A 12,626-nucleotide genomic window follows, 5' to 3' on the forward strand; every position below is an offset into this window, starting at 1 on the left:
TAGTATGCAAGCTGATAAATTGCAGGAAAACGTTCAGTTATGAATAATCCATTGCACCTTGAGTCTGAAGTCTTAGTGGATGTCAAAAACCTAAGCTTTAAACGCGGTGAACGTATCATTTATGAAAATGTCAGTCTGAAAATTCGGCGTGGACAAATTACCGCGATTATGGGGCCATCTGGTACAGGTAAAACAACCTTATTACGCTTGCTCGGTGGACAACTCACACCTGATCAAGGTGAAGTGCTTTTTGATGGTGCTGATATTGCAGCAATGTCACGAACAGAGTTATTTCAGGCGCGTGCTCGTATGGGAATGCTTTTCCAAAGTGGTGCACTATTTACTGATATGTCAGTTTATGAAAATGTTGCCTTTCCATTAAGAGCTCATACCCAATTACCTGAACATTTAATTGCAGAATTGGTTGGCTTGAAACTTGAAGCTGTAGGTTTACGTGGTACAGAACAGCTTATGCCTTCGGCACTTTCTGGTGGTATGAATCGTCGTGTTGCCTTGGCTAGGGCGATCATTTTAGACCCAGAGCTGATTATGTATGATGAACCTTTTGCTGGCCAAGATCCGATTGTAAAGGGTGTACTGACACGTCTAATTCGCTCCTTGCGTGAAGCTTTGGATTTGACTTCGATTATTGTCTCTCATGATGTTGCTGAGACTTTATCTATTGCTGACTATATTTATGTGGTTGCTGAGGGCATTATTCAGGGTGAAGGTACGCCAGAGCAATTGACAAATCATCCATCTGCTTTTGTTCAGCAATTTTTGTCTGGTTCGAATGAAGGGCCTGTAGACTATCAATTTAGTCACCAGCCTTATTTAAGTCATGAGGTGAAGTCATGAATGCGATTGCCTCATTAGGTCAACGTGTTATTGCCAGCATTCGTGGCGTTGGTGTAGCAACGATTATGTTGCTGCAAATAGTTTTCTCACTTCCGACTTGGCAAGGTGTACGTTTATTTATTTATCAAATGTACCGTGTGGGTGTGTTGTCATTACTCATCATTGCTGTGTCAGGTTTATTCATTGGTTTGGTACTAGGTTTACAAGGTTATTCAATCTTGGTGAACATTGGTTCTGAGTCCATGCTCGGTACAATGGTATCACTGACCTTGTTGAGAGAACTTGCGCCTGTAGTTGCAGCATTGTTATTTGCTGGTCGTGCAGGTTCTGCATTGACTGCTGAAATTGGTTTAATGAAAGCCACTGAACAACTTTCTAGTATGGAAATGATTGGTGTAGATCCATTAAAACGAATTGTGTCACCACGTTTGTGGGCAGGCATGTTCAGTTTGCCAATGTTATCAGTGATTTTTGCTGCAATTGGTATTATTGGCGGTAAATTAGTTGGTGTGGACTTTTTAGGTGTCGATGAAGGCTCATTCTGGAGTGGGATGCAAAACAGTGTGCAGTTTATGCATGATGTTTTTAATGGAACCATTATTAAGAGTATTGTCTTTGCCTTTATTTGTACCTGGATTGCAGTTTATCAAGGCTATGCTTGTGTGCCGACCTCGGAAGGGATCTCCACTGCGACAACACAAACAGTGGTGTATTCATCACTTTGTGTCTTAGGTTTCGATTTTGTTTTGACTGCGGTCATGTTTGGAGGAATTTGATGAAATCACGTACTAGTGAACTGGCCGTAGGTATCTTCGTCATTATATTTGGTGTCGCGCTATTCTTTCTTGCAATGAAAGTGAGTGGCTTAGTCGGCAGTAATTTGCGTGACAATTATACTATGACTGCCCAATTTGATAATGTGAATGGACTAAAACCACGTGCCAAAGTCACCATGAGTGGTGTGACAATTGGTCGTGTAGACCGTATTACTTTAGATCCAGTAACTCGCATGGCAACAGTGTCATTTGATCTTGATGGTCAGTTGACAACTTTTAATGATGAGCAATTAAAAACTGTGCAAAAAAATGCATTAGAAGAACTTCGTTATAGTTCGGATTTTGAGGCAGCTGCTCCTGCGAAACAAAAAGAGATGGAACAGCAACTAATTAACAATATGAAATCCATAACAAATATTGACGAAGATGCTTATATCATGGTTGCGACCAACGGTTTGTTAGGTGAAAAATACCTTAAAATCGTACCAGGTGGTGGTTTCAACTATCTAAAACGCAATGAAAGTATTGGTAATACTCAAGGAACAATGGACCTTGAAGATTTGATCACGAAATTTATTACAGGTGGAGCATCTAAACCTGCTGCGGGTTCAACAGAGCCAGCAACAGCTGAACAAACTGACGCTCAGACATCATTTGTAGAATAAGCTAAAGAGGAATCACTGAAATGAATATGTTTTTAAAAACAACTTTAACAGCAGGTGTGTTGTCTAGCATGCTCATGAGTAATGCTTTTGCGGCACCAAGTGAGACGCCTCCAGCATTTGTAAAGCGTGTTGCAGACAATCTTATTGTGCGCCTTAAAGCAGACCAATCTAAGCTTAAAAATCCAGCTGTGGTCAAAGCTTTAGTACGTCAAAATTTAGACCCATACATTGATTCTCAAGCATTTACTCGTACTGTTATGGGGACTTATGCAACGAATCAATATAGTACTGCAGCACAACGTGCTCAATTTGAGAAAAACTTCCGCGAAACTTTAATTGAAAACTATGGTTCTGCTTTTGCTAAGTACTCAAATCAAAGCTATTCAATGCGTCCTTATAAAGACACTGGCAGTAAGTTTCCTGTTGTGACAATCGACTTTAACAACAATGGCGAGAAAATCCCTGTATCTTTCCAGTTAGCTGATAGCAACAACCAGTGGAAGATCCGTAATGTAAACGTTTCGGGGATTGATCTTGGTCTACAGTTCCGTAATCAATTTGCTGCAAACGTGAAAAGTAACGGTGGAAACATTGACAAGGCCATTGCAAGCTTTAAGCCAGATGCAGAAGCTGCAGTAAATAAAAAATAATAGCGGATAGACAGTAGGTACAGAGTGATTGAATTTAAAGATCAGCAATGTCATGTTTCTGGTGAAATTAACTTTGAAAATGCCCAACAAATATATTTGGCGGGTTTAGCCATCATCGAAAAGCAACAAAGCTTTCCTTTGACCGTAAATTTAGCAGAGTTGAAATCGGCGAATACCATTGCGCTGGCTGTATTGGTGCGTTGGTTGCGTCAAACACCAGAGGCAAATGGTCTTATTTTTAGTGCTGTACCAGAAAAAATGTTGAAAATCATTCAAGCAAGTCATTTAACAGATCATCTACGGATGGTCTGATGGCCCAATCGATCTGTCACAGTTTAGACACTGTCGGCAGGTCGTTTATTGATCGTTTATCAATTTTCAATTTTACAATAAAAAAATACTGGCGTATTAAAGTGGGCATTGTTAGAATGCGGCACTAGTCAAAACAATCGTTTTGTTCAAAAATATCTCCTTTCTGTTTTAGCTCTAAACACCTTGTGAACGCGGTGTATACAATCGTCGTTAAACGGCGTATTTTTCATTCAATTTCTACCCACATCTACAATCGATACCTACATGCTCGATCTCACAAGGATTTGGTTTAATGTATTGATTTATAATGAGAAATATATAATGCAGAATGCTTCTACTGTGAGCTTGAGTCGTGCCACGCTGATGTTTCCATTGGCCTTGGTTTTATTCGAATTTTCAGTATACATTGGCAACGATTTGATTCAGCCAGCGATGTTGGCAATCACTCGAGACTTTGGTGTAAGTAGTGCTTGGGCACCTTCTTCAATGTCCTTTTACCTATTGGGTGGGGCATGTGTAGCCTGGTTGTTGGGACCGCTTTCCGATCGTCTAGGACGTAAACCTGTTTTGTTGACAGGCGTACTGTTTTTCGTTGTCTGTTGTTTATTGATTTTGTTGACTCAAGACATTTATCAATTTTTAATACTCCGCTTTTTACAAGGGATTGGCTTAACTGTGATCTCGGCTGTGGGCTATGCAGCTATTCAAGAGATTTTTGCAGAGCGTGATGCTATTAAAGTTATGTCTTTGATGGCAAATATTTCTTTATTGGCCCCACTACTTGGCCCTGTGGTCGGTGCTGCCATGATTGATCATATTTCTTGGCACTGGGGATTTATTGGCATTGCATTCTTGGCTTTTCTAAGCTGGTTTGGTTTGAAATATAAAATGCCTGATGCACCAAAGCCACAGATAAAACGTTCATTACGCTATGTCTTTAAAGACTTTGCTCAAGTGTATCGTAATCGTCGTTTCTTAGCCTTGGCTTTTGCTTTACCTATGCTTAGCATGCCATTGATGCTTTGGATTGCTTTATCTCCGATTATGATGGTCGAAGAGTTGGGTATGAGTAGCTTTGAATATGGCTTAGCACAGTTCCCAATTTTAGGTGCTTTGATTTTAGGTAACGTGGTTCTTATTAAAGTTATCGATAAATATGCACTGGGTAAGACCGTCATGATTGGTGTGCCAATCATGTTATTGGGGGCTGTGGTTTTAGTGTTAGGCACGCTTTGGAGTGAATACTTCATGTGGAGCTTGATTATTGGGATGAGTCTGATTAGTTTTGGTGAGGGGATTAGTTTCTCTGTGATGTATCGTTTTGCCTTAATGTCTTCAGATATCTCTAAAGGTACAGTGGCAGCAGCAGTCTCTATGTTACTGATGTTCTCATTCTTCTTTATTTTAGAAGCAGCACGAGTACTGTACATAGAGTTCCATGTGATGGCTTATAGCTTGTGTTGTTTATTGTTGATTGTGCTGTGGTTTAGTTTCCCACGTATAGCACTGAAAAAAGAAATGCGATTACGTGTTGATAAAGGCATTTTCTAATTTCTGAGCAATTCAATCTTTAAGTTTAACGAATTTCAAGTGCTAAGAGTTGGTTCTTCAGTCGGACCAACTCTGGCAAAGTCTCTAGCAATAAACTCAGTTGCTTTAAAATTAAAACCAAATGATCAGCCTGATCGCTCTGAACACTTAGCTGTTCAATTTCTTGTAGCTTTTTTTGCAGCTCTAGCTCATCTAAATCTTGTTGTTGGATGAGTGTAAGATTCAAAATCTGTTGGCAGCTTTGCATGAGTCCAAGCAAGATCGGCTCATTGAGCTGTAAGCGATGACTGCCTAGTGCTGAGATATAACTTAGTTGGCTATGACTATAAACCAAATAACGAAAAGCAGTTTGTACTAATTCAGCATCTGGATTCGGCTCTGTACTTAGACTCGAAATCATATTTGATAACTCAATCTGAGCATTATGTGCTGTACGACGTGAGTTTTGATATTGGATACTGTTATTTCGACCATTTTGGTACTGTTGAACCACAGCTGCAAAGTATTCCAAATTACTTTCTAAATTACGTTTGATATTGTTTGAAATGTTTCTAAAATTCCAATCGGGCCAGATAAAACTAACTGCAAACCAAGCAATAAAACAACCCAAGAGTGTATCAATCACGCGCGGTAGCATGATGCTATAACCTGCACCTTTTAAATTGAAAATCAGCATAACCATTAGGGTTGCCATTAAGGTCGCCATGGCATATTTTTTCGAACGTAAATAAAAGAAGGATACACCGAAGATAATCGTCAGCATTAATTGTCCTTCAACACTCGGTACCAGATATAACAGCGGTACACCCAGTAGTACGCCTAAAATAGTGCCTAGGGTCCTGAGTTTTAAGCGACTTTTTGTTGCGAAATAGCTAATTTGGCAAACAAACAAACTGGTGAGTAAGATCCAATATCCATGTTTTGCAAAGGGCAGTAATGAGAGCAATGAGCCTGCTGCAAAAACAAAGCCTATGCGGATAGCATGGCGAAATAAGGCAGATTGAGGGCTAAGATGTTGCTTTAACTTAAGCCATAGGTCAGTAAGGCTTTGAATATCGTCATCGAGTAAATTGATTTCTGCCAGTAAAGGATGAGTCGTATCTTCTATTGTTTGTGTCTGTTTATTGAGGCGATTCAGTTGTTCATGCAGGGTACTTAAGTTCTTTAAGATCAATTGTAGATTTTTGACTTCAACGTTGTTTGGGTGGGTATTAATCCAATCTTGTACTGAAAGTTGTAATTGTGCCAACGCATACTGGTGTTCTGGATCAGGACTATATTCTTGTTGTTGTAAAATCGATTGTGCTACACGATCACATGCCAATGCTAAGAATCGAACATTTTTTTGAATCCGAAAGATCAAATCGGTACGACTAAATTGTTGTTGGATCTGCTGATAATGTAAGTAGTTTGAAGTGGCTTGTTCGTGGATATCTTGGGCTAAAAAATAGTGTTCTAGCGATTCGATGGTTTTTTTATTGGCTCGGGAAGCTTTAAGTCGGGTCAGTAGGGTGCGTTTACTTAAATTTAAACTTTGTACTACTTGGTTATTTTGTAAAGATAAATCATAAAGTAGTTGTTCAACTTTTGCTGAGTTGTCTGGATCAAACAATTCAGCCTTAATACGAAATAAGTGTGCCAATTGAAAAAAAGATTGGGCAAGATTGTCTTGGATCGCTTGAGTAGGTTTCAGCAAGTAAAAGATAATCGAACTTAGACCATAGTAAATCGCGCCGAGTACAAAGTAGCTAGGCTGCATGTACCATGCACTATATTCACCAAGGCCAAATAGTGTGTAGATCGAAAGTAAAATTGTTCCAAATGATATGGTCGCATAGCGCTGACCTAAGGCACCCATGAGTATGAGCAATATACTGGACAGCGTAAGATACAGGATAGAAAATAATTTATAGGGATAAAGTAGCTCTAAGATGCTACTTACAGTAAAAAATAAAATACAGACGTAAATCAAGTTACGCAGGCGAATACTCAGTCGATCGTCAAAGTCAGTCAGTGCTGTTGCAATTGCGCCTAATGTAACGGGAATAATCAGTTGTTCATGGCCAAGAAACCACAGACCTAAGGTCGTTCCAGAGAGAACAATAAATATTTGTACGCAATAAACCCATAAAGAATTTGATAAAAGCTGTTGAAGCAAGGAGGGTTTGGGCTGCATTGTTATCTATGGATTACGTTATTTTTACTACAGCGTGCTATGAATATATTTTACAGTCAATCTTTTTATTGAACTTGTATGGGGCTAGTCATAGAGCTGTGGATATCTAAAGCAATATCCACAGCCAAAGGTGCAGTTAATTAGTTGATAACACCGCATGCGATTCGAGCACCACCACCGCCAAGAGGTTCAGGGTGGTCAGAGTGATTGTCACCACCTGCATGAACCATAAGGGCTAGCCCTTGAACATCGGCCAATTTAAGACGAGGTGCATAGACTGTCGTATTACTTTGTCCATTTGCATCGACATTAAGTGGTGGTAGATCACCAAGGTGACCTGTTTTTTCATCACCATGTGCAACTTTAAGTGGGTTGAAATGTCCACCTGCCGCTTGTGCTGCAATCATTTTTCCATCTTTTTCTGCTGCTGCACATGATCCGAATTCATGAATATGAAAACCATGTACACCTGCTGGAATTTGCGCTAACTGAGTATCGATTTTAAGACCCTGTGCGCTGTCACTTAAGTAAACAGTACCGATGGCCTGTTGAATACCTTGAGCAGAAACTTGATTAATTGTAATTGCTTGACGCTGCGTAGAAGTTGAATCTTCAGATTTGATGAGATTGCTGCTACAACCCGCTGCAAGTGCAAGCAGGGCTATAGTTGTAGGCAACTTCGCAGTTTTGAATACAGATGATAATTTCATCATGTTTTATTTCCCTTTTCTAAAGTTACCTGTCCAATACTAGGCGTTTTTAATGCAAAGGGCTTGATTATTTATGACAATTTTCGTGATCAAGTTGTTGTGAACTGACCTCTTCTACTTGCAGTTCTTCACTTTCGTGCAGCCACTCACGCCATATTGCCAATAAAATAGCTAAGATCACTGGACCGATAAATAAGCCAACGAGACCAAAACTACTGATGCCTCCAAGTACACCAAACATAATTAACAAGAACGGAATTTGAGTTGCACCGGAGATAACCAACGGACGGATGACATTATCAGATGTACTTACAATACACACGCCCCATACTAAAACGCCAGCAGCTTCAATCATTTGGCCTTGTGATACTAACCACAATGAAACAGCGCCATAGGCGACAGGTGTACCAAAAGGAATCAGCGCAAAGAAGAAGGTGACAATCGTCAATAACATTGGGTTCGGTACACCCGCAACAAAGTAACTGAGACCCGCTAAAATCGCTTGAGCAACTGCAGTTAGGCCAATACCGTATACGACTGCACGTGTGGTTTCTGAAATCGTGTCAAGATAATGATGAATACGTGGTCCAATAATATTTTCAAGCGCAGCACTGACTTGTTGCAAAATAGTTCGACCATCACGATAGAAAAAGAATAGAGTAAAAATCACAAAACCGAGTTTGATTAAGTTTTTACTGATTTCTCCAATCACGATTTTACCGTAGCTCAGATGACCTTGAATCCATGTATTAATGGTTTGTGTGAGGGCGGCAGGATTAGCATTAATCTCATGAATACTTTCATTGATGATGGGGCCAATAATCGGCAACTGTGCGACAAAAGATGGCAATTGGAAGTTGCCAGAAGACAGCTGGTTATGTAAGTCGAGATATAGATTGCGTCCCTCAAGTTGCAGTATAAAAACGGCAAAGGTGAGGGGAATACCAATCACTAAGATGACCAAGCTGATCATGAGTGTTGCGCTCAGATTGACACGATGTTCACCACAACGTTTTTGAATATATTTATAAATCGGCCAAGTCATATAGGCGATGATACTGGCCCAAAGTACAGGGACAATAAAGTACTTGACTACATCAAAGCCTAAATAAAGGAGCGTAAAACATAGACCAAAGAATAAAATTCGTTTTAAAGTAGGTATTTCGTACACTCGAGTCTCTTTAATTTGAGTCATCTGTTAATTTAAGCAGATAGTGTAAACTCACCTGCAAATATTTTTGATTGAATGTTGTAAGCCTAAGATATAGCCATAATTTGTGAATTAAAACCAGTCAGTAGGATCGTCGATTAAAACATCCAAAAGTGGCTGCCATTGTTGTTGAATCGCTAAAATATTCTTTTGATTTCGATCGAAAATAGTTAAACCCTGCATAGCCAATTGGCTATAGATACTGCGTTCAGAGATCCAAGCAGTGGGTTGCTGCTCAATTTTTTCAAAAAAATCTTGAATATTTTTAGAGCTAGAACTGTTGGCTTTGACACGATTCGCAATGAGGTGAATTTCAACTTTACCCTTACGAATACGTTTTATATCTTGAATATGCTTGAGAAAACGTCGTGTACTATCGATATCAAAAAATGAAGGTTGCAGTGGTGTCACGATCGCATGACATTCACTGATGAGTTGTTCTGCATGTTCACCGCTTAATGCACCAGGGGCATCAATGATCAAATAATCTAATTTTTTCGGTGCATCACCGATAGATTTTTCATTGCGCCAATCTAGACTTAAAATGGTCGGGCTTTGTTCACCACGTTGTTTTAACCAATGTAGGGCAGATTTTTGATTATCAGCATCGGCTAAAGCAACTTTATAATTTTTATGCGCCAGTGCAGAAGCGAGCGTGATCGCGGTTAAGGTCTTACCACAGCCACCTTTTTGATTTGCAATTAGTATCGTTTTCATATTATTACGTTGAATGAGGTCTAGTGAACTTTGTTATTAGCTTACATCATTTTAATGCTGAATTGATGTGATCTAAATAAAGTTTATATGCTGTGTTATTGAGATAAAGTGATTGAAAACTTAAAGGAAAAAAGATGTCTATTGGGGCCGCCATATTGATTGGGATTGTACTAGGTGCATTACTGACATTTTTGCTGATGTCTTCTAGTCGTAACTCAAGAATTAAAGCTGAATATGAAAGATATATTGCAGAATTAGAATTAGAGCATCAGCAGCAATTAGTTAAGGCAAGGCGTAGCAGTGTGAACACCAGCCGAGCTGTGTTGAAAGGTAAAATGGCTGAACAATTTGCACCCTTATTACCTGAGTTTCAATATTTACCCAGTGATGCCAAATTTTTAGGCGATCCTGTCGATTATATTATTTTTGATGGTTACAGTGATTTCCGTGATGGTGATGGCCGTGCAGAGGATATTGATGTCATTTTTATTGATATTAAAAGTGGTGGTGCTCGTTTAAGCAAAGGTCAGCAAGCAATTGCCGAGGCAATTGCACAGGGACGCGTTCGCTTTGAGACATTAAGGATTAATTTTGAGGACTAAGATTAAGAAACGGGTCAACAACAATGCTTTGAGCTATTTAAAATTATTGAAATAAAGCGAGTGACAAATTTATGACAGAGTGCAGTATAAATTTTGGTTAGCATCGTGATTGTAGCCGTTGAGTATTTTGCCTCTATAAACAGAGTGCTAGATATTAATAGAAGGCGTAAGATGACCAATATTGATTCAGCAGTGTGATGTGAGGCATGCACTGTTGATGATCAGGGGATGCAACATGATATTCACTAAGATCAAACGTGCCATGGCAATAACAGTATTGCTATGTAGTAGTTGGCAAGTACAGGCGGCATCAAGCGCTTATAATATTGCCAATGGGTTACCACCAGTACTTGAGTCGCAGCAGATTTCGGTGCTTGAGCCTTTTGAGGGTCAATTTCGTATCTTAGGTTCTAAAGAATATAGCCATGATGAACAGGCGAAGTTCTCCCCAATTGATTTTGCAGTCACACGCGGCATGTTTACCGAACCAGATATTGCACGTCAAATTTCGATTAATCAATATGATCGTTATTTAAATTGGAAAATGCCTCGACCACCCATTCACCCAAGACTGGCAACACAATTAGTCAGTAATATGCATATTATTCCTGCGAATCCAGAAGTTGCACAGCAAATTAAACAAGTTAAACGTGGTGATCTTGTTCGTTTAGAGGGAGACCTCGTTCAAATCAATGATCGTGACTTGGTGTGGAAGTCTGCATTAGATTGGAACGGTGTGGGTGACGGTGCTTGTCGGTTGATTCGTGTGGATTCAATAAAGTGGATTGAACATCAAAATATTTGATTGCATTTTTATTGATTGAGATTGATCTAATTTGGCCTTTCTGAAAAAGAAAGGCCAATTGAAATCTAGGGCTAGATTAGCTTTGTGTGGACTGCCATTGTTTGAGCTGCGCTTCTGCCATATTAAGTTCTGAAGGTGTGGTTAACTCAGCAGAAGCTGTATTTACTTGATCACGTTGATACTGTTTTTCCCAGTGCTGATAATATAAACCTTGAATATAACGACCCTGTTCGGTTTCTAATTCGAGTGCTTTTAGCATATTCATTGCCGAAAGTGCTTGGTCACGACGGCGATCTTTTTCCATATCCGCAGTCAAGTAGCCATCTTGTTTCAAGCGGACTAAATCTTTTTCAAATTCGATACTCATGGTTTGAAACTTATCGTTATAGTTTTTCAGTAACGCAATATCATGTGCATCTTGTTCTGTAGCAGCAAAAGGACGAATATTCTGTGCTATTTGCTGTTCAACACTGCTTGGGTTTGATGTACTATGTTGTCCATGTTCTTGATCTGCAGACTTTGGATTACATCCGCTTAAGAGCAACATTGCACCACTGAGGCCAACAACAATAAATAATGTTTTAGGTAACATCAGTTCTGCTCCATGATGATCTGATAAATATCTCGTGTTAGATTTAATCAGATTTTTTCATAAAAATAAGCATAAGTTGTGTATGGAAAATCAATTTGTTCATCAGGTCTTTTACCTGTATGGGCAAAGACAATGTGTTCAAACTGCGCCTGTAGTGACTGTTGCTGAGCTTGTGGCATAGCGGCAATAAAACTCGTAGAACGTAAGCGTTTACACACCACGTCTTCAACAGTACCGCTTTGAACATGTCGAAAGGTTACGACATCAACAGTTTTAAACAAGTGTTGATTGTTAAAAACGTTTTGCCACTCTTGTCGATGATAACGTGGTGTATCTGATTCATAGGGCTCAATACATTCAGCCAGTGCTTTGACCCAATCTACGGATTCGTCACGTTGATTCCAGATTAATCCTAATTTTGCAGCAGGTTTTAATACACGGTGGATCTCTTTTAGGCTTGCAGCATTGGCGAACCAATGAAAAGATTGTGCGCAAAATACAGCATCAAAGAGGTTGTCTGAAAAAGGTAACTGTTGGCTGGAGGCTTGAACGCTGTGTACTTGTGGATAGCGGGCCCGTAGTTGCTGAAGCATTTCTGCAATGGGTTCAACCGCAGTAACTCGATGAGAAATTTGACTCAGATTGGCAAGAAATTTCCCTGTACCAGAACCTAAGTCAAGTAATTCATCTTGTTGACCTAGATGCAAATGTTCAACTAACCATTGGGTTATTTCATCTGGATAAGAGGGGCGGACACTTTGATAGAGCTGAGCCGCGTTGGCAAAACCGTTTTGTGCAGCAGGATGAATTGATTCAGTCATGGTGGTGAATCCTTGAATTTAATACAGACATCATCGGAATATGGATTTACTTTAACGCGCTTTTTTAGCTAAAGCAGCTGCTATAAATCAAATAGCGTGGTAAATACGTAAGTTGCTAATAGGTTATATTTGATTTTTGCTTAAAAAAAGCGCCACAGAAGGTGATTTTTGTGATTGTGGA

14 protein-coding genes are annotated in these 12,626 nt (G+C 39.5%); 8 read left to right on the forward strand and 6 right to left on the reverse strand.

The window, feature by feature from the left end; genetic code table 11:
• The first annotated feature begins 39 nt into the window (after nt 1–39).
• From Aru01_RS12330 to craA, 6 genes are all read left to right on the forward strand, one after another.
• Nucleotides 40–858 carry an ABC transporter ATP-binding protein gene (locus Aru01_RS12330; RefSeq protein WP_016657636.1) on the forward strand — a complete coding sequence of 273 codons (819 nt, stop codon included), beginning with the start codon at nt 40–42 and terminating at the stop codon, nt 856–858.
• Nucleotides 855–1,634, forward strand: a complete 780-nt coding sequence (gene mlaE, locus Aru01_RS12335) for a lipid asymmetry maintenance ABC transporter permease subunit MlaE (protein WP_016657635.1) — start codon at nt 855–857, stop codon at nt 1,632–1,634. The genes Aru01_RS12330 and mlaE overlap by 4 nt, the downstream gene beginning before the upstream one ends.
• Complete coding sequence (gene mlaD / locus Aru01_RS12340; RefSeq protein WP_016657634.1) at nt 1,634–2,299, forward strand: outer membrane lipid asymmetry maintenance protein MlaD; 666 nt, start codon at nt 1,634–1,636, stop codon at nt 2,297–2,299. The genes mlaE and mlaD overlap by 1 nt, the downstream gene beginning before the upstream one ends.
• Before the next feature lie 20 nt (nt 2,300–2,319).
• The gene (locus Aru01_RS12345; RefSeq protein WP_016657633.1) at nt 2,320–2,949 is read left to right on the forward strand and encodes an MlaC/ttg2D family ABC transporter substrate-binding protein; all 630 of its coding nucleotides are present in this window, start codon (nt 2,320–2,322) and stop codon (nt 2,947–2,949) included.
• Between the two features lie 24 nt (nt 2,950–2,973).
• A complete protein-coding gene (locus Aru01_RS12350) occupies nt 2,974–3,261 on the forward strand; it encodes an STAS domain-containing protein (protein WP_016657632.1) in 288 nt (95 codons plus the stop codon).
• 321 nt (nt 3,262–3,582) lie between these two features.
• A complete protein-coding gene (gene craA / locus Aru01_RS12355) occupies nt 3,583–4,812 on the forward strand; it encodes a chloramphenicol efflux MFS transporter CraA (RefSeq protein ID WP_016657631.1) in 1,230 nt (409 codons plus the stop codon).
• A 25-nt stretch (nt 4,813–4,837) separates the two neighbouring features.
• Here craA and yccS read toward each other — a convergent pair whose 3' ends face one another.
• The 4 genes from yccS to Aru01_RS12375 form a co-directional block, all read right to left on the reverse strand.
• A complete protein-coding gene (gene yccS / locus Aru01_RS12360; protein WP_016657630.1) occupies nt 4,838–6,988 on the reverse strand; it encodes a YccS family putative transporter in 2,151 nt (716 codons plus the stop codon).
• A gap of 140 nt (nt 6,989–7,128) precedes the next feature.
• On the reverse strand, nt 7,129–7,701 hold the full coding sequence (sodC, locus tag Aru01_RS12365) for a superoxide dismutase family protein (protein ID WP_016657629.1): 573 nt from the start codon (nt 7,699–7,701) through the stop codon (nt 7,129–7,131).
• Nucleotides 7,702–7,765: 64 nt separating this feature from the next.
• Complete coding sequence (locus Aru01_RS12370; protein WP_016657628.1) at nt 7,766–8,893, reverse strand: AI-2E family transporter; 1,128 nt, start codon at nt 8,891–8,893, stop codon at nt 7,766–7,768.
• Nucleotides 8,894–8,980: 87 nt separating this feature from the next.
• The gene (locus tag Aru01_RS12375; protein WP_016657627.1) at nt 8,981–9,625 is read right to left on the reverse strand and encodes a ParA family protein; all 645 of its coding nucleotides are present in this window, start codon (nt 9,623–9,625) and stop codon (nt 8,981–8,983) included.
• Between the two features lie 134 nt (nt 9,626–9,759).
• On the opposite strand from Aru01_RS12375, the gene Aru01_RS12380 reads away from it, so the two are divergent.
• Nucleotides 9,760–10,227, forward strand: coding sequence for a Holliday junction resolvase-like protein (locus Aru01_RS12380; RefSeq protein WP_016657626.1), 468 nt, complete (start codon nt 9,760–9,762; stop codon nt 10,225–10,227).
• 262 nt (nt 10,228–10,489) lie between these two features.
• The gene (locus Aru01_RS12385; RefSeq protein ID WP_040331451.1) at nt 10,490–11,032 is read left to right on the forward strand and encodes a hypothetical protein; all 543 of its coding nucleotides are present in this window, start codon (nt 10,490–10,492) and stop codon (nt 11,030–11,032) included.
• A 76-nt stretch (nt 11,033–11,108) separates the two neighbouring features.
• Here the strand turns inward: Aru01_RS12385 and Aru01_RS12390 are convergent, their stop codons facing one another.
• Nucleotides 11,109–11,624 carry a hypothetical protein gene (locus Aru01_RS12390; RefSeq protein ID WP_016657624.1) on the reverse strand — a complete coding sequence of 172 codons (516 nt, stop codon included), beginning with the start codon at nt 11,622–11,624 and terminating at the stop codon, nt 11,109–11,111.
• Between the two features lie 47 nt (nt 11,625–11,671).
• Nucleotides 11,672–12,445 carry a class I SAM-dependent methyltransferase gene (locus Aru01_RS12395; protein ID WP_016657623.1) on the reverse strand — a complete coding sequence of 258 codons (774 nt, stop codon included), beginning with the start codon at nt 12,443–12,445 and terminating at the stop codon, nt 11,672–11,674.
• Between the last annotated feature and the right edge of the window lie 181 nt (nt 12,446–12,626).

Source organism: Acinetobacter rudis, assembly GCF_000829675.1.
Classification (GTDB): Bacteria; Pseudomonadota; Gammaproteobacteria; order Pseudomonadales; family Moraxellaceae; genus Acinetobacter; species Acinetobacter rudis.

Coding starts and splice junctions, on each gene's coding strand:
- Aru01_RS12330 (WP_016657636.1), top strand. CDS start 40: ATGAATAATCCATTGCACCTTGAGTCTGAAGTCTTAGTGGATGTCAAA.
- mlaE (WP_016657635.1), top strand. CDS start 855: ATGAATGCGATTGCCTCATTAGGTCAACGTGTTATTGCCAGCATTCGT.
- mlaD (WP_016657634.1), top strand. CDS start 1,634: ATGAAATCACGTACTAGTGAACTGGCCGTAGGTATCTTCGTCATTATA.
- Aru01_RS12345 (WP_016657633.1), top strand. CDS start 2,320: ATGAATATGTTTTTAAAAACAACTTTAACAGCAGGTGTGTTGTCTAGC.
- craA (WP_016657631.1), top strand. CDS start 3,583: ATGCAGAATGCTTCTACTGTGAGCTTGAGTCGTGCCACGCTGATGTTT.
- yccS (WP_016657630.1), bottom strand. CDS start 6,988: ATGCAGCCCAAACCCTCCTTGCTTCAACAGCTTTTATCAAATTCTTTA.
- sodC (WP_016657629.1), bottom strand. CDS start 7,701: ATGATGAAATTATCATCTGTATTCAAAACTGCGAAGTTGCCTACAACT.
- Aru01_RS12370 (WP_016657628.1), bottom strand. CDS start 8,893: ATGACTCAAATTAAAGAGACTCGAGTGTACGAAATACCTACTTTAAAA.
- Aru01_RS12375 (WP_016657627.1), bottom strand. CDS start 9,625: ATGAAAACGATACTAATTGCAAATCAAAAAGGTGGCTGTGGTAAGACC.
- Aru01_RS12380 (WP_016657626.1), top strand. CDS start 9,760: ATGTCTATTGGGGCCGCCATATTGATTGGGATTGTACTAGGTGCATTA.
- Aru01_RS12385 (WP_040331451.1), top strand. CDS start 10,490: ATGGCAATAACAGTATTGCTATGTAGTAGTTGGCAAGTACAGGCGGCA.
- Aru01_RS12390 (WP_016657624.1), bottom strand. CDS start 11,624: ATGTTACCTAAAACATTATTTATTGTTGTTGGCCTCAGTGGTGCAATG.
- Aru01_RS12395 (WP_016657623.1), bottom strand. CDS start 12,445: ATGACTGAATCAATTCATCCTGCTGCACAAAACGGTTTTGCCAACGCG.